The 23831-nt window shown below is 45.4% G+C and carries 17 protein-coding genes; 10 read left to right on the top strand and 7 right to left on the bottom strand.

Annotated elements, in window-relative coordinates:
- Window positions 1-20: 20 nt before the first annotated feature.
- The 3 genes from HC752_RS12730 to HC752_RS12720 all read left to right on the top strand — a co-directional run bounded on the left by HC752_RS12730 (window position 21) and on the right by HC752_RS12720 (window position 8805).
- A complete protein-coding gene (locus tag HC752_RS12730; protein ID WP_190335536.1) occupies window positions 21-968 on the top strand; it encodes an SMP-30/gluconolactonase/LRE family protein in 948 nt (315 codons plus the stop codon).
- Between the two features lie 45 nt (window positions 969-1013).
- Window positions 1014-5804, top strand: coding sequence for an Ig-like domain-containing protein (locus tag HC752_RS12725; protein WP_190335535.1), 4791 nt, complete (start codon window positions 1014-1016; stop codon window positions 5802-5804).
- Window positions 5805-6150: 346 nt separating this feature from the next.
- Entirely contained in the window at window positions 6151-8805 is a 2655-nt protein-coding gene (locus HC752_RS12720) for a sialate O-acetylesterase (RefSeq protein ID WP_190335534.1), read from the top strand.
- A 302-nt stretch (window positions 8806-9107) separates the two neighbouring features.
- On the opposite strand, the gene HC752_RS12715 is transcribed toward HC752_RS12720, so the two are convergent.
- Complete coding sequence (locus tag HC752_RS12715; protein WP_190335533.1) at window positions 9108-9719, bottom strand: histidine phosphatase family protein; 612 nt, start codon at window positions 9717-9719, stop codon at window positions 9108-9110.
- Window positions 9720-10041: 322 nt separating this feature from the next.
- On the opposite strand from HC752_RS12715, the gene HC752_RS12710 reads away from it, so the two are divergent.
- From HC752_RS12710 to HC752_RS12685, 6 genes are all read left to right on the top strand, one after another.
- Window positions 10042-10839: a DeoR/GlpR family DNA-binding transcription regulator gene (locus HC752_RS12710; RefSeq protein WP_190335532.1), complete on the top strand. Its 798-nt coding sequence runs from the start codon at window positions 10042-10044 to the stop codon at window positions 10837-10839.
- Window positions 10836-11918 (top strand): ABC transporter ATP-binding protein, encoded by a 1083-nt coding sequence (locus HC752_RS12705; RefSeq protein ID WP_190335531.1) that lies wholly within the window; start codon window positions 10836-10838, stop codon window positions 11916-11918. The genes HC752_RS12710 and HC752_RS12705 overlap by 4 nt, the downstream gene beginning before the upstream one ends.
- A gap of 49 nt (window positions 11919-11967) precedes the next feature.
- On the top strand, window positions 11968-13233 hold the full coding sequence (locus HC752_RS12700) for an ABC transporter substrate-binding protein (protein WP_190335530.1): 1266 nt from the start codon (window positions 11968-11970) through the stop codon (window positions 13231-13233).
- Between the two features lie 132 nt (window positions 13234-13365).
- Entirely contained in the window at window positions 13366-14280 is a 915-nt protein-coding gene (locus HC752_RS12695) for a carbohydrate ABC transporter permease (RefSeq protein WP_238930514.1), read from the top strand.
- Entirely contained in the window at window positions 14277-15128 is an 852-nt protein-coding gene (locus tag HC752_RS12690) for a carbohydrate ABC transporter permease (protein WP_238930513.1), read from the top strand. The genes HC752_RS12695 and HC752_RS12690 overlap by 4 nt, the downstream gene beginning before the upstream one ends.
- A 13-nt stretch (window positions 15129-15141) precedes the next feature.
- Complete coding sequence (locus tag HC752_RS12685) at window positions 15142-15939, top strand: phosphodiesterase (RefSeq protein ID WP_190335529.1); 798 nt, start codon at window positions 15142-15144, stop codon at window positions 15937-15939.
- Between the two features lie 149 nt (window positions 15940-16088).
- On the opposite strand, the gene modA is transcribed toward HC752_RS12685, so the two are convergent.
- The 3 genes from modA to HC752_RS12670 all read right to left on the bottom strand — a co-directional run bounded on the left by modA (window position 16089) and on the right by HC752_RS12670 (window position 19722).
- The gene (modA, locus tag HC752_RS12680; RefSeq protein ID WP_342029471.1) at window positions 16089-16895 is read right to left on the bottom strand and encodes a molybdate ABC transporter substrate-binding protein; all 807 of its coding nucleotides are present in this window, start codon (window positions 16893-16895) and stop codon (window positions 16089-16091) included.
- A gap of 236 nt (window positions 16896-17131) precedes the next feature.
- Window positions 17132-18391, bottom strand: coding sequence for a M23 family metallopeptidase (locus tag HC752_RS12675; protein WP_190335528.1), 1260 nt, complete (start codon window positions 18389-18391; stop codon window positions 17132-17134).
- A gap of 980 nt (window positions 18392-19371) precedes the next feature.
- On the bottom strand, window positions 19372-19722 hold the full coding sequence (locus HC752_RS12670) for an SDR family NAD(P)-dependent oxidoreductase (RefSeq protein ID WP_342029475.1): 351 nt from the start codon (window positions 19720-19722) through the stop codon (window positions 19372-19374).
- 325 nt (window positions 19723-20047) lie between these two features.
- On the opposite strand from HC752_RS12670, the gene HC752_RS12665 reads away from it, so the two are divergent.
- The gene (locus HC752_RS12665; RefSeq protein WP_190335527.1) at window positions 20048-20206 is read left to right on the top strand and encodes a hypothetical protein; all 159 of its coding nucleotides are present in this window, start codon (window positions 20048-20050) and stop codon (window positions 20204-20206) included.
- A gap of 37 nt (window positions 20207-20243) precedes the next feature.
- Here HC752_RS12665 and HC752_RS12660 read toward each other — a convergent pair whose 3' ends face one another.
- From HC752_RS12660 to HC752_RS12650, 3 genes are read right to left on the bottom strand one after another with little or no spacing between them, the layout of a single operon-like run.
- Window positions 20244-20540, bottom strand: coding sequence for a DUF3088 family protein (locus HC752_RS12660; RefSeq protein WP_190335526.1), 297 nt, complete (start codon window positions 20538-20540; stop codon window positions 20244-20246).
- Window positions 20541-20599: 59 nt separating this feature from the next.
- The gene (locus HC752_RS25280; RefSeq protein ID WP_190335525.1) at window positions 20600-22588 is read right to left on the bottom strand and encodes a prolyl oligopeptidase family serine peptidase; all 1989 of its coding nucleotides are present in this window, start codon (window positions 22586-22588) and stop codon (window positions 20600-20602) included.
- On the bottom strand, window positions 22578-23789 hold the full coding sequence (locus tag HC752_RS12650) for an MFS transporter (protein ID WP_190335524.1): 1212 nt from the start codon (window positions 23787-23789) through the stop codon (window positions 22578-22580). Before HC752_RS12650 ends, HC752_RS25280 begins: the two co-directional genes overlap by 11 nt.
- Window positions 23790-23831: the final 42 nt, after the last annotated feature.

The raw sequence follows: 23831 nt of genomic DNA, 5'->3' as shown, positions 1-23831 counted from the left end.
TAATAGCAAAAGGATTCGCAATGAAATTAAAATATTTTCACATTGTACTTGCCTCTCTTTTCTTTCATCAAGCTCAAGCTTTTGCCGATATATCCTTAGAGGGTGAATGTATTTTCCCGGAAGGGATCTCAGCCAAATCTGATGGCACGATGTACGTGGGCTCAATGCAGCAAGGCAGCATATTGAGGATTGAAGCCGGAGCGAAAACAGGTAAAGAATTTATCAAACCCAATACCAATGGACTCGTGTCAACGCTTGGTGTCTACGTTGATGAAAGCAATAACCGCCTGCTTGCCTGCTCAGCTGACCCTGGCATTATTCACAAAAACGTTGGTGATGGTCGTTTTGACGGAAGCAAGCCTACCGCCATTCACCTCTTTGACCTTGAAAAAGGCACCCCTATTCAAAAAGTCGATTTTCCAGGTGGTGGCTTTTGTAATGACTTAGTATCTGACGATAAAGGAAATATCTATGCTACTGACTCATATCATGGTCGGATATTAAAGTATGATGGTAATACAATATCCGTTTGGGCTATCGGCGGAAAGCTATCCGATCGCCTTTGGACACTGAATGGCATTGAGCTAAATAATACCCAAGACGTACTGTTTGTCACCAACCAAAAAACAGGTGAAATTTTCTCTATCGGCATCAATGAAGACGGGAATAAAGGGGACGTGAATTTATTACCTCTGAGCCGAAAATTCAATGCGGATGGAATCCGATTCTTACCTGATGGTCGACTGGGTGCCATTGAAAAGGGTAATCAAGGAAAATTTAACGCTATCGATATTAAAACGGGTGAAGTCGAAGTTATTGCGGATAATATTCCTTCCCCTGCCACTTTTGTTCCTATCTCGAATAACGTATACGTCACGTCGACTCAAGGGGAAAATTATTGGAAAAAAGAGGGAAGTTGTTCCAAAGCAACTCACCCATTTAATATTATTGAGCTTAAATTGGATTAATTTTTCTCAATTAAATATTGAAAATAATTTAATGAGGAACAAAAAATGAAAACCATTATATACACTGGAATATTCTTTCTTTTGGCTCATATGAATGTGCGGGCTGAAAACGGACCAGGTTTAGGAAATCTAACCTATTCAACAAATGAGCATTACAAGCAAGTCTCACTTTTAGAATCGGATCTAGGGCATGGTCGTATTGCCATGGTGAACGGCTACTTAATGGTACTCTACTCATCGGATGGTGGAGGCAATTATCAGGATGGGGGCATCGAGTTTTGGGATGTCAGTGATCCAAGAGCCCCTGTTCTAAAATATTCATACGATAATGATGATACACATTGGTTAAAAGAGCCCCACGGATTTGCGCTATCCAGATCCTATACGATCGACGGAAGCCCAAGAGATCTGTTGATTATGACGGCGATGAAAGGGGCGCAGATTTGGGACGTCACCGATCCAGCCAACGTTACCATGGCCAAAAACATTCAGATTCCCGAAATCACTAAGTCTGGGTATTTAGGTTCATGGTCTTTGGCTTGGCAACCCCCCTATCTGTACCTCGGTGCAACCGACTTAGGGATCATTGTTGTCAAGATAGACGACAACTTAGATTACGAGCATGTAAAAACCCTGTCTCCCTCGGAAATGGGGAATACGAATATGGGCATGCCACATGCCATCGGGAACCTCCTTATAGGGACCGTACCAGCCTCCAATCAGGGTGCTTCCTTAAATATTTCCAATCCTGAAAACCCATTATTAATTGAATCCTTCAACACGGCAGCCGGCTACAGCTCTACGTTTTCATCTGGGTATTTATTCACTTCTAACCTAAGCGGCGGAAGCGTCACCGCCCATCGAATCACTCATGACGGTGTTTTGGCCGACACCTTTTCAACATCACGCTTGATCAACAACCGTGGTGGTTACGGCACCTATCAAGATGGTTATTTTTTCAGTGGCGTTTCCACTGGGGCTGTAAAATACGACCTAGCACGCGGCGCCGCCGTTGGTGAAGCCATGACAACCAGAATGTATAAGAGAGACGAAGACTTCGCTGAGGTGTTAGGTAATCTTGTCTTTGCTGGAAATGATCATAATGGTGGGAGTGGTCTGTTTGTTCACGATACTCAACCGGACACGCTTCCGCCTAAAGTTGACTGGATGCATCCAGCGTCTGGTTCTAATTCGTTACCGCTGACTTCCAGAATTGGGTTATCCATGAGTGACAGTGTCGATTTCTCATCGGTGAACCAAAACACCTTTGCGGTCATTGCCGACGATTCCAACCAGCCAATTGCGGGAAAATACTCAGTGAAAGCTGGGATTGTAAACTTTACCCCAAACGAAGCGTTACAGCCGAATACTCGATATACCGTGATTGTTGAAGGAATCAAAGATTACGTAGGCAATCCGTCCCCAAGATTCGAAGCTACGCTAACAACAGGTAACGGGGGTTCGTTAAGCCACACGGGGTCAATTCTTGATATCCTAAGCCCCTCTTCCGCAGACGACTCTCAGCGAGTGGCGGTTTCTGAGGAGGTCTATGTCGATAGGAATTATGTGTTCAAGTCCGTGCCCCAGTATCTTAATGGCGCCACTTTAGTGAAAACCAGAAATGGCGATAAAGCGAACTCGAATACCGAATATCTTTCGCTATCAATGAATCGTGCTACCGATTTCTACGTAATGTTTGATGCGCGCGCGACCTCGTTACCGACTTGGCTTGATGAGAGCTACACCAAGCTTTCTGATCATGTTTCCTTTGGAATAACAGACGGAAGCACGTGGAATTTTAATATCTATCACAAAGCGCTGAACTCGGGCAACGTATCACTTGGTGGTGCGCTTAACGGCGGTTCGAATGGCTCAAGCACCAATTATATCGTGGCAGCAAAAGCGCGCGAAGTGCCAATCGACCTTCCACTTTGCACTATCAATGAAGTTGCGCCCATACAAGTAAACAGCACCGCCTCATTTGCCAGCCACGTTACCTCGACACAAAGCGTCGAGTATGCTTGGTCATTCGGTGATGGAACGGCACAAACGCCCATGGATGCTAACTCAGCCTCTATGACTCATGCCTACTCCGAAGCTGGTCGTTACCCCATCAAGTTAAGTGTAAGAAACGATGCTGGTTTAACGAACTGCAGTGCCATACAAGTGGTTTATGGTGAACCTACGGCTTATGCTCCCACTCAGTCTGCCACGATCATTGAAGCAAAAGTATCTGGCGCAATGAGCTCAGCGATTGTGAAGGTCAACCCCGATAACAATTCGGTGACCTCTCTCTCTAAAATTACAGGGCAATCCCTTTGGGAGACCAAAGTTGGAGAAAAGCCAGTCTCTATCATTCAAACATCTAGTGGTCAGCTTTGGGTGCTGAATCGACTCAGTGCAACGATTTCTAGAATCAATCCAACCACTGGGCTCAAAGACGACGACATTATGTTGCCCGATCAAACGTTACCTGCTGCGTTAGTGCGCATTCCTCAAAGTGAAGAAGTTCTGGTCTCTTTGCAAGGCACTGGTGAGCTACTGAGACTGAACGCGTCCGGTGTCATCGTAGATCGCCAGCCAGTGATAAAAAGCGCTAGAGCACTCGCCGTAGATGGCAATGGGGAATATGCCTACGTAACACAGTTTATCAGTGATGACGATGCAGGACGTGTCGCCAAAGTCCAGGTGAATGATTTGGAAAAGGTTGAAGTGATTACGTTAGCCTTTGATCCAACACCCGATACCGAAGCAAGCGGACGTGGTCTGCCGAATTATTTGTCGTCTATATCCATTAACCCTCAGGGAACAGAGCTGTTTGTCAGCTCGCTAAAGGCCAACATCGCTCGTGGTGAATTCCGAGATGGACAGCCACTTGATTTTCAGAACACGGTACGTTCAATCGTTTCTGTCATTGATCTGGCAACGGGAGAAGAAAACCTTTCAAGACGCATCGATTTCGATAACAGAGAGCTGCCGAGTTATGTCACACACTCTCAATATGGGGATGTCTATTTTGTCTCTTTCCAAGGAAATAATATTGTTGAAGCAAGAGACAGTAAAACCCATGCCCTAATTTCGACTGCCGATACTCAAGAAGCCCCTCAAGGACTGGTTCTTACAGGTAACACTCGCCTGTTTACCCATAACTTCCTTGGTCGCAGCAGTACGGCTGTGGATATAGCCGGTCTCCTATCTGGTCAATCAAATGCAATGTACGAGCTCTATCATGCTTCAACCGTTACATCTGAAACGCTCTCGGATCCGGTTCTAGAAGGAAAGAAAAGCTTCTACTCCTCTGATCTCAGATTTGCTCTTGACGGGTATGTGTCTTGCGCCTCATGTCACTTTGAAGGGCGAAATGATGGCCGTACTTGGGACATGACTCAAATTGGCGAAGGGTTGCGTAATACCCCGTCTCTTTTGGGAAGAGCCGGAATGAAGCACGGTCTCCTTCACTGGACAGCCAACTTTGATGAAGTTCAAGACTTTGAAAATCAGATCCGTGAAGTGTTTTCTGGCACAGGGCTGATGAGCGACGCCGACTACCAAAGAAGCAAAGAGCCACTTGGATCTGTCGTAAAAGCAGGGCTAAGTCAGGACTTGGACAATTTGGCCGCGTATGTTGCCTCTCTGACCAACGCCCCCATGAGCCCATATCGGGTAAACAGAAACCTAACAGAAGTGGCCATGGCAGGGAAAGCCTTGTTCGATTCCCGCGGATGTGTCAACTGCCATAGTGGCACTGACTTCCGAGACGGGAAAAAGCATGATGTAGGAACGATTAACGAAGGTTCAGGTTTAGGTATAGGCGCTTCGCTTGAAGGTGTAGGGTTTGACACGCCAACACTGCTCGGCGTTTGGAATACCGCACCCTATTTCCATGATGGTTCGGCTGCTACCTTAGAAGACACCTTAACCGAATCCCACACAGGGCAAGCCTTCTCAGAAGCCGAAAAAGGTCAGATTGCTGAGTATTTGAAACAAATTGAGCAAGAGCGGGGGTTGAGTGTTAACTCAAACCTTAACTACAAATGGGTAACGAGCACCGCAACGAATACAAGGCTGTATACCGACCGCAAATACGTTTGGAGGCAGCTACCAGAATTTCTGACAGGTGTTCCTTATCTCCAAACCGCCAATGCAGACAAAAGTAATACCAGTAATAACCTGCTCAACTTTAGTGTGGAAGAAGATAGCTGGGTTTGGGTCGCTTTTGATGCACGTACAACCAATGTCCCTTCTTGGCTGCTCGATAGTGCGTGGGAAAAATATCCTTCTACTCAGATTGATATAGACAACACGTTCTTTTTCGACTTGTATAGAATGAAAGCCAATGCTCGAGATCGCGTCACTTTAGGTGGCGCGGCCTCAAACACAAACTATGGCGTATTTCTCACACGAAGAGAACTGTCGGTCGCAAATCTCAACGAGTACTTAACCGTTGACTCAACACTGAACTACCAGTGGGTTTCCAGTACAGCAACGAATACCAAACTGTATACCGACCGCAACTATGTTTGGAGACAACTTCCTGCATTTTTAACGGGTGTCCCTTATCTACAAACCGCGAATGGAGACAAAGCCAGAACCAATAATAACTTGGTTAACTTCAGTGTTGATGTCGATGGTTGGGTTTGGGTCGCCTTTGATGCACGTACAACCAATGTCCCTTCTTGGCTGCTTGATAGCGCGTGGGAAAAGTATTCATCCACTCAGATTGACATAAACAACACGTTTTTTTTCGACTTGTATAGAATGCATGTCAATGCAGGAGAACACGTCACCCTCGGCGGCGCAGCTTCGACTGCAAACTACGGTGTCTTTATTACATAACCATAAGACAGTGCAGAAAAAGAAACCAATGGTCTTTTGTGACAGTATCCGAGAAAAAGCATCAATGGATGAACGACATCGAAAGATAATATTTCATTCATTTAAGCACGGAGATTATTTTCCGGAAAAGAAAGGGATCTAGATATCAAGCAGCCAGAAGTCGTTTAAAAATGGCAATGGCTGCCTGATATTTACAAACGTCACCATCTTCGTTTGAATTCGAAGAATGGAAAAAGAGCGTCTTGATTCAAAGAAGCCGTCAGGGGGTTGTTACTCTATTGCATTATTTTAGCTTGTTAGGTCAGGCTGGCAGATTATACAACTTACATTATGGAACGTGAAAAAGATGAAACCAATATTAATATCCAGTGCACTTTTATCATTAAGTGTCATATCGATAAATGTTAACGCATTAGATTACAAACATTTATATCAAGCAAAATGGGACCCGATTGAAAAAACAATATCCGTTGGCTCACACATTCAAGAAGGTGATTATAATCTAACCAGTAAATATAACTTCAAACCCTTTACACCCGTAACACTAAGCAACTCAGGGACAGATACGACTTCAACGTATGTACAACCACATAATCAAGGGGTCATCCTATTTAAAGATTCAGACGAACAGTATTTTCTCTCCACAAAAGAGCTCCCATCGGAGGGGTTATATCAATCATTAGAAAAGAGTTTTACACACGTAACATTAGGAAGCTGGGACCCTAACTCATTAACTTTCAAGGCAACGTATGCCTCATCGCCTACCCAATCAAACATAACAGATTCCGTTTTTCTACCGAACTCTTCCGCATCAATTGCGTCCTCAGATATAGGGGATATAAGAGTCACCATTTTAGAAATTGACGATCATGCAATCGTTTATCGCTATCAGGGGAAAGCATACGCGTTAACAAATCACGAGCTTTCACAGAGAGAGTCACTGGCACTCGTAAAAGGCGGAAATGTTATTTATAACAAAGTAACCCGAGGAGTCTGGAATAGCTCAGAGAATGCGTTTACTTCTGACTCTCCATCGCACACGACTTCTGAAATAACGATAACCATTGAGGAAAACAATAAAGACGCAATAGCAAAATGGAAGCAAGGAAGTCGAACTGAACGTATAAAACTGCTCGCGATTTCCCCTGACGCTATTATTTATCAATATCGTCATTTATTTTATATGTTAAGTAGAAACACGGAAATCACGACCGATAGTACACTTAATTTTAGAAGCTATGAAAATACTGAAGAACATAGGGAATATTCACAAGTATACGAAGGTGATTGGAATAGTCAGTCTTCCTCATTCACTATTTCGTCACTAGACACCTCACTCGGAAAATCAGTCATTGGCAATGTTATTGAATTGGGAAAACCAATATACATTGTTGATAGTGATGGAAACACGCAACCTGGAACAGTGCGATATGTGAATGATACCGACATTATATTGTCTGATGATAACAATATTGATTACATGCTTAGCAAAAGAATAGATGAATATTCCGATGGCAGTTTAATATCGTTTGAAGAAAAAAATGAGTCTTATCAATATGTCGTAAGTCTAAAAAAAATAAGCAAGAATATATATTCCGTTTCGGCGGACCATTCCTCTAGCCCTATCCAGCTTTCTGGTCAGGAAATTTCTGTTGGCAAGACGGTCCAGTGGCAACGAGAAAAGAAAGTGGTCAATGTCGAGATTTTAGCGAAAAAACATGACTGGGTAGTCTATTCCTACCAAGACCGTGTTTATCTACTATCCAATTTCGGCGCCCCTTCATTGGGAACAAAAATAGACCTAGCCGACAGCAATATCTTTTATGCGGCTGTATATGGTGAAGACACCAACCCAGGAACAATAGAGGCTCCAGTTACGTTTAAACGAGCAGTGGAACTAGCGAGTGACTATGGTGTGGTCGTACTCTTAGATGATACAGACAATAAGCCAGCCATATTCAATACCCCCGGTATGGTATTGCGTAAAGGGCAAAGCCTTACTGCTGAAGGACAAGTCATTCTTCATAAAGACAGTTCAGACGAGACTATCGAAATACGGATTCCCGTAACGGATGGGGATACGGCTCATATTACATTGAATGGAGAATCGACTTGCCAAGCTGTTTTGGGCCTCCAGAAGCAAGATCAAATTGTGTCTGGTATTACGGTCTCAGGAGGCGTTGACAATCTCGGCTTGGCCGCGGAGGTCGAATATTTGTCATTATTGGCAGGGCAATCCAATATGTCTGGATGGTCACATGTCTCTGCTTTTGACTACAGGTTTCGCAAAGAACATGAGGATATCCAGATTTGGGACGCTAAAAGTAACACATTTGTTAACCTTATTCCCGGACTGAACTCCAATCCAATTGAATTACGATATGGAACCACCAACTCAAACCTCGCTGGGTATTCAGAAAAAGGTCGATTTTCAGCGTTGACCCCGTACCCCTACGCTGGACCAGAAGCACCATTTTCACGCTACATGATTGATCGCGGTCTGATGAACTCCTCTAAAATTGCAAAAGTAGCCGCAGGCGGTTCGAGCGTAACGCAATGGATCAAGACATCAGGGTATCTTGATCCATTACTGACTGCTGCTCTCAATAGCTGTAAAACGATAGCATCAACAGGAAAAGCACCTTTCTTACTTGGATTGGGTTGGATGCAGGGAGAAGGTGACCGACACTCTGCTTCATTGGCCAATAATTATTCAGCAAACCTTCAAATAATGGTCAATAAAATAAACGAAGCATTTTCGGTGGCACTTCCTGTCTCGGTCGGTAGGATTAAAGACGCTGGTATATATTCTTCGGTTGTTCGGCAGCAACAGGAGATTTTTGCTGACTCTAATGTGAATTACCAGTGGTTCAGCACAGACGATTATACGACACCTGGATTGAGTGCATGGAATTTCCACAAGATTCATTACAGTGGCGACGGTTACCAGCATATCGGTGAATCAATGGCGAAATGGCTATCTAAGTATGTTGTAAGATAGCGCCATTTTTTGTTAGAGGACACCATATTGAACAAGCCTTTTATTGATCAAGCCTTTTGTTGAAGGCAGCGAACTGTCAAGCCGAGTCACTTTAGTGCTCGGCTTTGCTCCCATATGATGGAAAGAAAGCCTATCTTTGTTCGACCTCCACTTACTACGCAAACTGACGACCAAATTGGAACAGCAAAACCAGTCATTATCGTCATGGCGCAGAAAGCACACCGAAAGGGCGAATAAGTATTCGTCCCTTTATGATCGCCTTTAGATTAGGGCATTTCAACGCATTACTCGTCAGAGACACCTCACTCGATAGCACAAGGAGCCATAGGAAGACAATCACCAGCGGATGCGATCAGCTTTATTTGTCCGGTTTCATGGTGAGGTAACGTTCGATGTTGCCCCGATGCCAAGTTGTGAAATACCGTGCTTAAAATTTGAAGAGTGTCCCCATGAGACACCAGTAAAATAACGGCATTCTTGTGGGCTTTTTCCAAATCTAACAGAACACTCCACGCCCTTTCACAAACACTTTGGGCGCTTTCAACCCCGTTGTCGGTCTGCGTTGAAGACACACTGTCTTTCGCCCATACCTTTTCATACGTGTCTGAGCTTTTCCCTTCCCATGTTCCGAAAAAGCGCTCTCGTAACCGAGCGTCTACTTTCGAATCCAGAATACTGAGCGTACTTTTTACCGTTTCGGCGGTTTCAACCGTCCGTTTGAAATCGGAATGCACCACCAGCGTAATGGGTTTGCCCGAATACGCTTTGGCGGAGGCAATGACCTGCTGCTTACCGATGTCCGTTAGGCCATACTTGTCACAGCCGATCGTCGGATCGCTGACCACAATTCCTGCAACATTCGCTTTACTTTCTCCATGACGCATTAAAAGGTATGTATTTCTAAATTCGAGCATTCCTTTTCCTTGTATTAATGATTAAAGCCGAGTAGAGAACGCATTGTTATACAGACAGGCTACTTCGTCTCACTCAAAAATAAAACTGAAATTATGGATAAATAACAGATGGTTAAGTCAACGCAACCATTGTGTCCTCTTTACCATATGATCCCATTATTCATGACGTTGTTGTGAACGAGAGATGTCATTTCCTTTAACTTACTCATTATTGAGCGTTTGATCAATAAATGAGAAACAAAATGCTCGAATGCTCAAAAAATGTTAGCCAACTGTTAAATCCATCATTATATTCGGCATGAAAGTGGAGATATGAACAGATATGAATCACGATCCAAAAACCACAAAGAAAACCGATATCCGACGCGAGCTCATTATTGAAATGACTCAACAAGAAGGGAATGTCTCTGTCGAAACCTTGGTCGAGGCATTCGGCGTTTCAGCCCAAACCATTCGACGAGATATCAACCATCTATGTAACGACAACCGTCTTCGCCGGCGGCATGGTGGGGTTGAACGTTTTGAACAACCACTGAATACACCTTACGACCAAAGAGCCATCACTAACCCTAGTGAAAAAAGAGCAATTGCCGCGGCCGCGGCCGACATGATCCCAAATGGTTCTACACTCTTTATATCTATCGGCTCCACACCCACCATGGTGGCAGAAGCCCTCCACAATAAAACTGGCTTAACGATCATGACGAACAACTTAAACGCAGCCATGGCGCTCAGTGGTGAATTAACCAATCGCGTGATTCTTCCTGGGGGGGAATTGCGCCTCCCTGATAGAGACATTTTGGGTGATGACGTCCTGACCTTCTTCCATTCCTATCGAGCTGAGTTTGGCATTTTTGGTGTCGCAGGCGTGTCGGAAGATGGGGGAATGTTGGATTTTCATGCCTCGGAGGTGCGCGTAAGGGAAGCCATTAGAACACATTGCAAAACGTCCATTTTAGTGATGGACAGCTCCAAACTTCGCCGTATAGCCCCTGCTGTGGGTGGCAGTATTTTTGATGTAGACCAAATCATAATGAATCAACATCCAGATGAAGACGTTTCCGCACTCAGTGAGCGTGTTGGCGATCGTCTTAAGCTAGTGGGAGACAAAACATCATGAGTAAACACCCCTTTGTCGAATTCGACAATATTGGCAAACGCTGGAACGGCCAACTCGGTGTTGAAGACATCTCGTTCAAAATCCCAGAAGGCGCATTTGTCGCCCTTCTTGGTCCATCAGGTTGCGGTAAGTCAACGACATTGCGTCTACTTGCTGGGTTAGAAACCCCCGATGTTGGACGCATCGTTATCGATGCAAGAGATGTAACAGAGCTTGCGCCCGCTTCTCGAAATTTATCGATGGTATTCCAATCTTATGCGCTCTTTCCTCACCTCTCTGTCGCTGAAAATGTCATGTTTGGTATGAAAGTAAGAAAAGTGCCCAAACTGGAACGGGAAGAGAAACTGAAAAACGCCTTAGACATCACAGGGCTGCTCGGGTACGAGCAAAGAAAACCTGGGGAATTGTCTGGTGGGCAACGTCAGCGAGTCGCGTTAGCCCGAGCCATTGTGGCTGGTCAGCCGCTCTGCTTGATGGATGAGCCACTTTCAAATTTGGATGCAAAACTCAGAAATTCGGTTCGTCGAGATATTAAAAAACTGCAACGTAAGCTGGGGATGACCGTGGTGTATGTTACTCACGATCAAACCGAAGCCATGAGCATGGCAGACATCATTATATTGATGAAAGACGGGCGGATCATGCAATCCGGCACGCCACAAGAACTGTATAACGAACCTCAAAATACGTTTGCCGCTGAGTTTGTGGGTGCGCCGCCGATGGCGCTGATTTCAGCCTCCGCATTAAAGGGGTTTGAACACGCACACACCATCGGTATACGAACGGAGAACATCCGTATTGCCAACAGCGAACAACACTCGGTTGACGACAAACATAACCGCTTAACTTGCACCGTCTCGGAGTGTGAATACCTCGGTGTTGAAACGCACATAAGTTTGAATCATCCAGACGCAAAAGGGCTGGTGATTAAATTGGACGGGCATTCCTCGCTTGAAGAAGGCAGTACCGTGGATATCTCGTTCGAAGATAGTGCTCTACACCTATTTGATCGTAATGGAGACCGAATGTCATTCGAGGCATCGGCTCAGTCAATATCAGCATCAGCAATAAACTGCTGACGCTGTTTTAACGCTTGCTGTAAGCAGCTAATAAACCAAGGGTGAAACTATGAAGTTCTCTACAATCCTAGGATGGGTTTTAACTGGCATAGTCGCTGGTACGAGTCCGTCAGTCTTAGCCAAAACCGAGTTAAACATGTACTACCCGATAGCGGTCGGGGGACCGTTAACCAAAGTGGTGGATAAAATGGTATCGGATTTCGAAACTGAGAATCCGGATATTAAGGTCAATGCGATTTATTCTGGTAACTACGATGACACACGAGTACGAGCACTCTCTGCTTTGAGCTCTGGCGAACCCGCTCAGCTTGCCGTGATGTTTTCAATCGATGTTTACGATCTTATCGAGCAAGACCTGATCACACCGTTCGATGAACTGATGAATGGTCAAAAAGACCAAGCGTGGTTAGACGACTTTTACCCAGCACTGATGGAAAACAGTCAGGTTGAAGGGAAAACATGGGGAATTCCTTTCCAACGTTCCACCATTGTCGCGTACTACAACAAAGACATGTTCCGTAAAGCAGGGCTGGATCCTGAAAAGCCGCCTACATCATGGGAAGAGCTGGTTAAAATGGGGAAAGCTCTAACCAACGATGACACCTTTGGATTAATGATTCCATCAACGGGATACCCGTATTGGATGTTCCAAGCTCTTGCGATTCAGAACGGTAAAAAGCTGATGTCCGACGACGGGCTTCAAACGTACTTCAACGATAAATCCGTTATCGAAACACTTAAGTTTTGGAAATCGCTGTCGGAAGAACACAAAATCATGCCGGAAGGCACCGTGGAATGGGGCACGTTACGCCAAGCATTCCTAGAAGGGAAAACCGCCATGATGTGGCATTCCACAGGTAACCTGTCGGCAGTGAAGAAAGCGGCTTCCTTTGACTTTGGTGTCGCCATGCTGCCGGGCAATGAACGTTTAGGTTCACCAACAGGAGGAGGCAATTTCTACATCTTCAAAGACACCACCGATAAAGAAAAAGCCGCCTCTCTCAAGCTGATCAAATTCATGACGGCGCCAGAACAAGCGGCGAATTGGTCTATCTCAACAGGCTATATGGGCGTATCCAAAAGTGCCTATGAAACAGAATCACTGAAGCAATACGCTGCCTCTTTCCCACCCGCACTGGTTGCACGGAACCAATTAGAGCATGCAGTAGCGGAATTTTCGACGTATGAAACAGCTCGCGTTCGTGAAGGGTTAAACAAAGCCATTCAATCCGCACTCACCGGAACCAAAATACCGGAAGCGGCTTTGGAAGAAGCGCAAAAATCAGCCGAGAGGCTGCTGAGAAACTATCGATAAGTTTCAACTTAGAAGCGTTCGTTAACGGAGTGGCACCCGAGATGTCTAAACGGGTGCTGACTCCACATTAATACAAATGAATGTCGCTCTGTTGAGTGTGTAAGAAACACAGGCTCACAAAGCGCATTCAGAATGGACTATGCAGATCACTTTATGAATCAATACGCCGCAATGGAAAAACGTAGGCAGCACCTCTATGGGTGGTTCCTTCTCACGCCTGCCGCCATTTTGTTATCACTGTTTGCTTTCTATCCATCAGTCGCGACATTTTGGTCCAGCTTATTTTCGAGAGAAACCCGTCGAAAACCGTCAGAGTTTTCAGGCTTAGAGAATTACGTTGATCTGTTTAATGACCCCACATTTTGGATGATTGTAAAAAACAACCTGTTCTACGCAGGTGTCACCATTCCTGCGTCCATCATCATTGCCTTGATTATGGCGCTCTGGGCGAATTCAAAAATGTCGGCAACGGGCTTTATTCGGACGGCGTATTTTACGCCCACGGTTTTGCCGATGATTGCTGCGGCCAACTTATGGTTATTCTTTTACACACCACATTTGGGGATTTTGGATCAAATTGGCGCATGGTTTGGCTTTGATTCTGTAAACTGGTTAGGTCATCCAGACACAGCGCTTTGGGCTGTTATTATCGTCACCATTTGGAAAGAAGCGGGCTTTTTCATGATTTTCTATCTGGCGGCGCTTCAAACCATTCCAACGGACTATAAAGAAGCCGCAGACATTGAAGGCACCAGCCGCTGGACGTATACAAGGCGTATTGTTTTACCTCTTCTTATGCCAACGACACTGTTTATTGTGGTGAATGCCATGATCAACTCCGTGAAGCTCATTGATCACCTGTTTATCCTGACCAAAGGCGGCCCTTCCGATGCCTCCAAGTTGATTCTGTACTACATCTGGGAAATGGCGTTTGCCTTCTTTGATGCCCCACATGCTGCGGCATTAACGGTTATGGTGCTCATCGTTCTGGGTATCGCCGCCGCGGTGCAATTTCTGTATCTCGATAGAAGGACACACTATCAATGAGCACTCACGCTACAGCGTTCGCCCCAAAGCGCCTTTTTACAGACAAAATGGCGGATTATCTTGACTCTTTTGGCGCGATCCTTCTTGCCATTGTTTGGATATCGCCTTTGTTATTCGCCTTTTTTGCGGCGTTCCATACCACATCAGACGCGGTGAATTTCAACCTATTTTCCAGTTGGACATTGGATAATTTCCGGTTTGCTTGGGACGGTGCACCGTGGATAACATACTTCATTAATACCTTTTTTCTTGTCACTATCGTCTTGATTGGGCAGTTTATTATTACCACCTTAGCAGGGTTTGCATTCGCGAAAATCTCTTTCCCGGGCAAGGATTTTGTTTTTATTCTGGTCTTGCTTCAGTTGTTTATTCTTCCTGAAGTATTGATTGTTGAAAACTATGCCATTACATCGAAACTGGGGTTATTTGACACGATTCTGGGTGTCGGCATGCCTTATATGGCCAGTGCCTTTGGTATTTTCTTGATGCGCCAGTCGTTCAAATCTGTGCCTGTAGAATTGCATGAAGCCGCGAGTGTGGAGGGGTGCTCCACCTTTGGCATTTTAATGAAAGTTTACGTACCTTTAGCCAAACCAACCTACTTGGCTTACGCGCTCGTGTCTGTTTCAACGCATTGGAACAATTTTTTGTGGCCACTGATCGTCACCAATTCAGACGAGACTCGCCCTTTAACCGTCGGGTTATCGATTTTCGGTGCGCCAGAAAATGGCGTGGATATTTCCGTTATCTCTGCGGCAACCATGATGTCTATCGCGCCGCTACTTGTCGCATTTTTGATCTTCCAACGTCAGTTTGTTCAAGCATTCTTACGTGCTGGGATTAAGTAAAGGAGCCGATTCGATGTCACGTATTCTCCAAATTACAGACTTACACCTTGCGGCTCGGCCAAACAAGGTGTCAAACGTCCTTAATACGCATGAAATCTTTGAGAACGCCATCAAGAAGATTCAACGCGATTTGCCCATGTTGGGGGAAATTGACGCAGTACTCGTTACAGGAGACATTTCCGACAAAGGCGATCTCGCCAGCTACGAAGTGTTCAAAGCGATCATCGACCAACTGCAACTCCCCTACTTTGTGATTCCGGGCAATCACGACAAAAGAGAACCACTAAGACAGTGTTTTCGGCAGCACCAATACTTGCCCCATTCAGGTGAACTCAACTGGGTTCACTCGTTGCGCGATTTTACGTTAATAGGATTAGACAGCACGATCCCCGATCGGGGCGAGGGGGAGTTATCCAAAGACACACTCGCGTTTCTAAGTGATGCATTACACCGTCAACCCGATAAGCCCGCTCTGGTCGCCTTACATCACCCGCCGTTTATGTCTGGTATTCCGTTTATGGACAACATTCGGCTCGGCAATTCAGACTGCCTTGCGCGGATCATTGAACAATCGAATCAAGACATTCGCATTGTTTGTGGTCATCTACACAACAGTATTGTCTGCAATGTCGGAGGGGCGACCGTTATTTCCAGCCCTGCCATTGCAAGCGCATTTTTAACCGACTATCGAGAGAATGCTGAGGTGGGGTTCGTAAAATCCAACGGCGGGTATATGTTGCATGATTGGAATAATGGGTTTCGAAGTTCCTTCATTTCATTAGATCTTGCTAATGAAGTGCATCCGTTCTAAACAGGTCGATTGAACTTACGGAAAGCGTAAACAAGGGATTGCCTCAGTCGGATTGGGTAAAACAGATTGGGTAAAAACAAAGCTAAGCTAAGCTAAGCTAAGCACCGTGTCACTATGCTCCGTATCACTATAGACACGGAGCTCCACCGTTATTTCACTTCATCGGTGTCTTCACTTTTCTTTATTACTTTAAAGCCATGCTTCTGCAACACGGCTTTGGCAGCATCGCTTTTAAAATACCTCGTCAGTAACGTCGCGGAATTGGTTTCACTCACATTCACTAATGGATAAGTAATTTTTGAGTGTGAGGATTCATCAAATTCATAAGAGATCTTTACTTTTCCAGACGCAATAGCATCGGTTTTATAGACAATACCTAAAGGTGACTCGCCCACGTCTACAAATGCCAAAATCGCTCTCACATTTTTCATATGGGCTGTTCTTTTCTTTACACTATCCCACACGCCGAGACTGGTTAGTGCCTCTTTGGCATAAATACCTGCAGGAACGGCATCGGGTTGCGCTATTGCCATCCTTTCGTTTTTCAAAATACGTTCCCACTCCCCCGCTTTGGTAACATCAAATTGAATGTTTTTATTGGGGGAAGAGATTAAAACGAGAGTGTTGCTGGCGAGAATAGCGACGTTTTCTTTCTTGATGTTGTCTTGTGCTTGCAGGTAATCCGCCCACTTACTGTTCGCGGAAATATACACATCCGCTGGGGCTCCTCCATTGATTTGTCTGGCTAGGGAAGATGAACTGCCAAAAACAGGAATCACATTATAATCGTAGCTTGCTTCAAAGCTCTCTATGATTTCTTCTACTGCATTGGTCATAGAAGAAGCCGCATAAATTCGAATGTTTTCTTGCGCATAAACACGACTAAAAATGAGGACCGCCATTAATCCAAAAGCGCGTAATCCAAAAGCGCGTAACCTAAAAGCTCGCTTCTTCACTTCTCATCCCTACTTAACTGGCTTTTAAACCCTGATGTTGTAAATTCATAGACCAATACTACGTCAAATAGTACGTTACCTGTATATGATACTAACAAACCATTCACACACTAAAGGTCAGGACTCGTCAGTTTTGCATAACGCTTCTAAGGTCTGCTGATATTTAGAGCCTACTTGGGTATAAAAAAGCCCATACCGAAGATCGGTATGGGCATATTCTTTCAATTCAGAATCAATTAGCGGTACAGTCTATTAAATGCGCATGTGCGGTGCCCATCCTTCTCGAAGTAGAAGTTTCGGCAATTTGAATCATAATTCCTGTTCCCAACATTAACACGGTATCCGCTGATATACATATCTTGCAACGAGATATATCGCCCATTTCTTAGCAAAGACCAATGTAGGTGAGGTGCTGAAGAATGCCCACCCTCACACAATGCCGTGGATATATTGTTCGCATAGCGCCCCAACCAAGCACCCGCTGCAATATTGTCGCCCGTATTGTATTGCAAGTTATCCATGTGATAGTAGTTGGTGGCGTAACCACTGGAATGTGTCACTGTGATATTACAACGGGAATGGCGTGTGACGGTTCCCCCATGTGACGCTTGAACCCAAGGTGTATCACTGCCCCACCCACCTTTGCTATTACTAAAATCGAGCGATGAATAAGGGTACTCAAAACCCGAAAAGGAGTGCGCACCACTACTGCGCCATACTGAGCCACTTGGCCAGGGGAAATGCAAAGTAAAAGTATCGTCTGCACTATTGTCTGCGCTATTGTTTGCACTATTCTCTGCGCTATTGTCTACACTGCTTTTAGCCGAAAGTGTTAGCTCGTCGCTTTTTGGTTGTAGAGAACGAACTAAAGATTCCCCTGCAAACACTTGTTCGTATGCGTCTAACAGTTCATTTAGCTGAGCATTTGAGTTGGATGTATGTTCGCGTTCTTGCTCAGAAGATCGTATTTCGCTTAATGTACTTTGGAGTGCCAAGATGGCCGGAGTGCTGTATTGAGGCAACGCTGACTTTTCACGGTTAAGCGCTTCTTCAAACGCATAAAATCGCTGGCTCAATCGCAAAGTAACGGCTTTTACTTGGGCATCAAATCCAATTTTATTAGTCAAGCCCGGTAGTGGGTTCTCAAGCTTTTCTTCATCCGGTTCGCTCACTAGCCCAGACTGCATTTCGATTAAACTAAGAATTAATTTGGGACTAATACTGGCATAGCCTGCCCAATGCATGATGACTTCTTTTTTCTCGGCTAAAAGCGGGGCATTTTGTGCGAAGAAATCATCCCAATCCATTTCATACAGTTCAGGTCCATATAAAAATACCCGATCATTAATGAGTTGTGGGCTTGAGATATCTAATTTTTTCACTTGGAAAGGCGTCACCGCAAATGCCTCTTCAGGGTGAATTTGCGCTTGCGTTTCAAACACAAATGCCACGAACAATATCGCAGCTTGGCTAGTCTTCTTAACGATTTTTTTCATCTGTTACCTACTATTTTTATGGGTGATTAAAAAATGAGCAAGCTAACAAGCGCATATTATTCGTTCAACATTGCAATGTTCATTCAATGTAAAGAAACATATAACGCGACAAATTACATATACGACCCAACAATAGGAATCAGACACTTATTTCTCTATTTTTTTAATTAGGTATCAGTTAGGATTATCATGGTGTGAAAATTTTCATAAATACGTCCCCCTTTCCTTTATTAATAAAAAACTCATTAATTCAAATGGATATTTATCATTTGGAATAGCAAGATAAAGAATATTCATCCCTTCGGTTCTTTTTCGCTAAATCATTTTTCTATCTTTAATGTCAGATTTTTGCAAAGGTAGATGTAAGGTCTTGTGGTAGGTATGCAATCTTATTTTTGACTCAATCATGGTTTATTTCCTTGTTTTTTGAATTGCAAATAATAGAATAATTTACATATAAATCAGCAAGATAAAGAGAGGGGATGAAAGGGAAAATGATGTTTCCATAGCTTTTAGCTAAAACAACATAAAATTGAAACTCGCGTTGAAGCCGTCGTTTGAAAAATCATTAGGAATTTCAGTGAGCATTGTGATCTCACTTCGTTTATAATAAGTGCTCAACAATATAAATTTTCTTCATCTAATTATCGAAATCAAAAGAAAACCTCTATTAATATATATATTTATAAGGAGATTAAACTTATCAGACTCTCAACTCATCGCTTGATAATATTCATGTAAGTAATATAGGTACGCTATTTACCATTCACCGATTTTATTGTTCCTCTCTTTTATTATGGCGTCGATATGTTCTTTATTTCCGATTGCTAAACTTGAATATCCGCTCGCGCTTAACCTAGGTGATGTTTTGGTCGGATTAGCCCTAAGCAACATCGCAGACACTGCTGGTGGGCATTTTGTTTGGGTTGCGGCTAAACACGGTGAAGCCGCACTTCGCCGAAGCCTCTGCTCCGACCTTTTTATGCCTTCTTCATCGCATTACTGTACATCATTAACCCCCCATTTTTAGGCAGAATTCGATTCAAGAAAACGTAGAATTTGTTGTCCAGAAATGGAATCTCTCTAAAACGCCCTTTGAACAAGGCATCCAATCCTTTCTGTGCAACTTTCGCTGGACTGACTCGGTATTTTGCGGCAAATGTTCCCGTGCCAGAGCTCGACTCATCCTTGCCATCGAACGTAAAGAAGCCCGTATCCGTTCGCCCCGGTGACAAGCAGGTGATGTTCACACCTTTGTCTTTCATTTCAGCGGCTAAGGCTTCAGTAAAGCTGGCGACATACGCTTTGCTTGCTACTGCTCGTGCTCCAATTGGAGCAAATATCAGTGTGTGTCGAACGTCACTACCCTGCTTATCAGTCCTTGTTGGCCAAGCTGCCCTTGGCTATTCGGCGCGACCACCCTTTTCTCAAACTATGTCGGGATGTGCTGGAACCGGCAGAGAGTGGCACCCAGGGTCTGGAAAGACTGCGTTCCCTAAAGCAGGTATTGTTACGAGGGGGCACACGGCGCTTTAACACCGCACGATTGAGCCTATCACCCATGGCTCGTGCGGCGCTGAATCGCATAAACACTTTCATCGCGACAAGATCGTTCGATATGCGCCATGTTATCTGGCATCCGTCTTGTTCTATGGCATGATGTTTAACATTGTGGCGTCAGGGGCATTAATGATGGGAGACTTTATCATGCCGACTTGGTCGGATCTCATCTTGTTCATAGGGTGTGGTTTGTTTGCAGAACTGGCCCAGCTGGCCATATTTAGGTACCTCAGCCGAAAAATGGCGACTAGCTAAAAAGTGTGTCAAAGGGAGCATCGCCCCCTCTCAATGGTCAGGGGTGGACCCGAGGCCCGCCAAATCGCTGAGCCAAATAATCGATGATCGCTTCAGGTTCCGTGATGGTCTGTTTATCCTCCAGAATGAACACGGGCAGCCATTGATGCTCTTGCCCTAATGCCGCCACTAATTCGTCACGAGGTTTCGCAAAAGGGATACGGCGCACCTCAATGTGTTCGTTCCAACTCGGATTAACCGCCAATGCCCCTTCCAACATAGCACAATGCGCACAGACCCACGGGGCTCCCTCATCCATAAAAGGCATTTGCAACAAAAATAATCTTGGTTTCATACTTCTCCACCACAGGGTATTCTGGACAGAGGCATGCATTACACCTCTGTCCAGGGTGACTAAATAGGTTGATCGACATCCTCTGATGTCAGCGCTTGCCAATTCTCAGCGCACCCCAAAAGCTTGAGTCTAAACCATGACACCAAGTAATTACGATACGCAATGTAAGTAGGTAACGAGTCATCAAAACGGTGACCAGAGTCAGGAAACCGGACTAAGTAGGTCTCTTTCTTCTGCGACTTCAGGGCAGTGAACAACTGCTCTGATTCTGAAATCGGGACAATATCATCCAACGCTCCATGCATCAATAAATGTGGCGCTGTGATCGCATTTGATTGGAACACCGGAGAACAGGCCATCATATTGGCTAACGCCTCTTGACCCGTTCCCGATTGAGCACTGAGACCAAATTGATACCCCGCGACACTGCTGCCCCAGTATCCGACGATATTACTAAAACCAGCGACGGAGGCTGCAGCGCAAAACCGATCGCTAAGGGTTAAAATTTGGTTGACGAGAAATCCACCGTAACTCTCACCAAACAGCCCCACACGATCTTCGTCCAAGCAAGGGTAAGTCGCCAGAACTGCCGATAGGGTATCTACCACTTCCCTCGCTGCCGTCTTACCCCAGTCGTTAACAAACGCATCAGCTCGCTCAGCACCATACCCAGATGATCCAGATGGATTCACAACCAGAAGCGCCAGCCCCGACCCCACCAACACTTGAAGCTTATCATCAAACTCTTGGCCAAGTGGCGTCGGTCCACCATACACATACACCACCATAGGTTGCCGTGTTTGCACAACCGTTGGCCAATAAATCCAACTTTCAGAGGCTGGACCTTGACCCAATACCTTCGGAACCGCCGTACGAAAGCTTTGTGGCAACACCATCGTCGGGTGAAGCGACTGAGCTTGCGCATTAAAACGATACAAGCGGTGAGGTTGACCTTGGTCAGATCCCATCATCAACACATCTCCATTTTCACCAAAATAGTGGTGACGTGAACGTCCCTCCAATAGTGGAACAGGCTGGGGGTGGTGAGCCTCCCTATCATAATCTACGAGGCGCGTCGTGGATCCGTGCGTCGTCACATAGCGCAACCGTTCTTCGCTGAGCCAAGTAAGACCTTGAGTCTGACCCACCGGGATCCCTGCCGTCTCATCGACGTCAATCTCGATCAGTTCAAGCGTCTCGAGCGTCAGGACAAACACACGGGAATCATACAGGTTAATGCCTTTACTCTGTCGGACACTTTGCGACGTACTTTCTCGCGATAATGACAGTGATGCTGGATTCTTTGAAAGACGACTGCCAATCCAGGCGATGTGTTTGTTGGAGGGCGAAATGGCCAGATGAGTGATAAAATCGTTCGGCAATGGAATCACATCATGCGTACTCTCATCGGTTTGCAGTACCAAGTTCAGCCCCATCCCCGCGTCACGGTACCCGACATGTTCCAGATAAGCACACATTGACCCATCACTCGACACAGTGATAAGGCTCGCGTCCATCATGGTCCGATCTGACAATGGGCGCAAAGTCGCCTGGGACAGCGAAATCGTCGCGATTTGCTTTCGACATCGCCACCACGCGTATCGCTCCATGGTACACGCCATGACTTGTACACTTTGCCACTCACCTTCTGGGATGGCATCACAAAACAAATAGAGGGTATGGTGGTTCCAGCACAAAGATTCCGCCGATCGGACAGGAATGGAGAGAATCGCTTTCTCAATCGCTTCGAACGGACGTATGGCGATCTGTTCCTGCTCCTCCACCTCTTGAAGATACGCGAGATAGTTCCCGTCTTGACTCAACGTTATTTCACTGTCACGCGTCACTGGCAACGACTGGCACAACTGATACTCGATCCCATTATACTGCCGAGTCTGCAATTCAAACACAAACGCCGTTTCTTCCTCATTCCAGCGACGGAGCAGTAGGACCGCACGCTGTAAGTCTTTGGATGCGGAAAAGCGAATCACATCTTCGACCTGCTCGAGGTCGTTCAGGGACAACGGACCGAAGCGGCTATCGTTCACGGTCTTGCCCCTCCATTATAGGGAGACTGAATTTCGCACTGAACGAGTAGCGGTAAGCCACCAGCAGGATCGCAGACACACCTGATACCAAGAGGCTCGCGTTGGCGTACAGCGAAAATTCAATCCCCAAACTGTCTAAAATCAAAAACATTACCGCATTGAAAATGACCCCAACAAACGTCGCTGCAGTGAAGTATCCAGTCACTTTTCCAGCCACGTCCTTGCTGTTTTCCAGCAACAAGTGGGAGTGGCAAGCAATCGCAAACACCTGACCGAACATCAACATCAGGCTGCTGTACAGGACCGATAAGTGGAAATCATCCAGTCGTCCCATTCCAAATATACTGAGAGCGATCACCACCGATCCTATCAAAGCAACATCGGTTTTCTTGTACCGATTCATCAAGAAATACACTAGTAAAGACCCTAAGAAAGCACCAATGCCATTGAACATGTAGAACACCGAAATGCCCTGCTCTGCGAGCGCATAGACATTCCTAGAGGCTACATTGACGTACACATTGATGATGCCAGCTCCGAAGTTCAAAAAGAACACAGCAATGATAAGCGTGTGCCCAAAAAATGCCTGTCCACTGGCAGGAGAGGCGGGTTCCGTCTCGTCAGATTGTTCTGAACCACGTGAACGCCAGAACACGAAAAAGGTAGTGAAATAAATCACACACGCCAGTTGCAGCACAAAACCGATGCTGGTTGCTTTCAGCAACAACGCGCCCGCAGTAGCCCCTAATATCATGCACAACCAATCAATATTGCTCACAAAAGCAATGCAAGACGGCACGTCCTCGCTTCGCTTGTTTTTCCGAAAGTAGCGCGCTAGCGCCGATGAATAGACAGGAACAGTCAACCCCATCAAGAACACCACAGCAATGGCGACGGGGGTGACAAACTCATGTACCATGCCGACGAGGATCAGCAACAAGATCACCCCACCTCGAAGTAAACTGATCGCCGATAAACAGCGCAATGACTGCACCGAGTCGACGTATTTGGAGAGAAAAATTCCGCCTAATGCAATAGGTAAGTAAGAGAAAATGATCGATAAGCCGAGGACGGAGCCGGAGCCGCCATTGGTATCGTAGATATAGTAAATGATCGCCGCTCTAAAGGCCCAACTGGCCATCTGGGATAAAAAGTGCGACGCGAAAATTGGAAACACAGAATAGAAAGTTGTCTTGTTCATAAAAAGGCGCTCAAGGCAGAAAGAGACCCACAGGTCTCTTTC

The sequence above is a fragment of the Vibrio sp. S9_S30 genome (assembly GCF_014694455.1).
Lineage (GTDB): Bacteria > Pseudomonadota > Gammaproteobacteria > Enterobacterales > Vibrionaceae > Vibrio.
This window is presented reverse-complemented; position numbering and strand designations above follow the sequence as displayed.

Excerpts from the sequence above, each read along its gene's own strand:
- HC752_RS12730 (WP_190335536.1), top strand. The coding sequence starts at position 21 with ATGAAATTAAAATATTTTCACATTGTACTTGCCTCTCTTTTCTTTCAT.
- HC752_RS12725 (WP_190335535.1), top strand. The coding sequence starts at position 1,014 with ATGAAAACCATTATATACACTGGAATATTCTTTCTTTTGGCTCATATG.
- HC752_RS12720 (WP_190335534.1), top strand. The coding sequence starts at position 6,151 with ATGAAACCAATATTAATATCCAGTGCACTTTTATCATTAAGTGTCATA.
- HC752_RS12715 (WP_190335533.1), bottom strand. The coding sequence starts at position 9,719 with ATGCTCGAATTTAGAAATACATACCTTTTAATGCGTCATGGAGAAAGT.
- HC752_RS12710 (WP_190335532.1), top strand. The coding sequence starts at position 10,042 with ATGAATCACGATCCAAAAACCACAAAGAAAACCGATATCCGACGCGAG.
- HC752_RS12705 (WP_190335531.1), top strand. The coding sequence starts at position 10,836 with ATGAGTAAACACCCCTTTGTCGAATTCGACAATATTGGCAAACGCTGG.
- HC752_RS12700 (WP_190335530.1), top strand. The coding sequence starts at position 11,968 with ATGAAGTTCTCTACAATCCTAGGATGGGTTTTAACTGGCATAGTCGCT.
- HC752_RS12695 (WP_238930514.1), top strand. The coding sequence starts at position 13,366 with ATGGACTATGCAGATCACTTTATGAATCAATACGCCGCAATGGAAAAA.
- HC752_RS12690 (WP_238930513.1), top strand. The coding sequence starts at position 14,277 with ATGAGCACTCACGCTACAGCGTTCGCCCCAAAGCGCCTTTTTACAGAC.
- HC752_RS12685 (WP_190335529.1), top strand. The coding sequence starts at position 15,142 with ATGTCACGTATTCTCCAAATTACAGACTTACACCTTGCGGCTCGGCCA.
- HC752_RS12675 (WP_190335528.1), bottom strand. The coding sequence starts at position 18,391 with ATGAAAAAAATCGTTAAGAAGACTAGCCAAGCTGCGATATTGTTCGTG.
- HC752_RS12665 (WP_190335527.1), top strand. The coding sequence starts at position 20,048 with ATGATGTTTAACATTGTGGCGTCAGGGGCATTAATGATGGGAGACTTT.
- HC752_RS12660 (WP_190335526.1), bottom strand. The coding sequence starts at position 20,540 with ATGAAACCAAGATTATTTTTGTTGCAAATGCCTTTTATGGATGAGGGA.
- HC752_RS12650 (WP_190335524.1), bottom strand. The coding sequence starts at position 23,789 with ATGAACAAGACAACTTTCTATTCTGTGTTTCCAATTTTCGCGTCGCAC.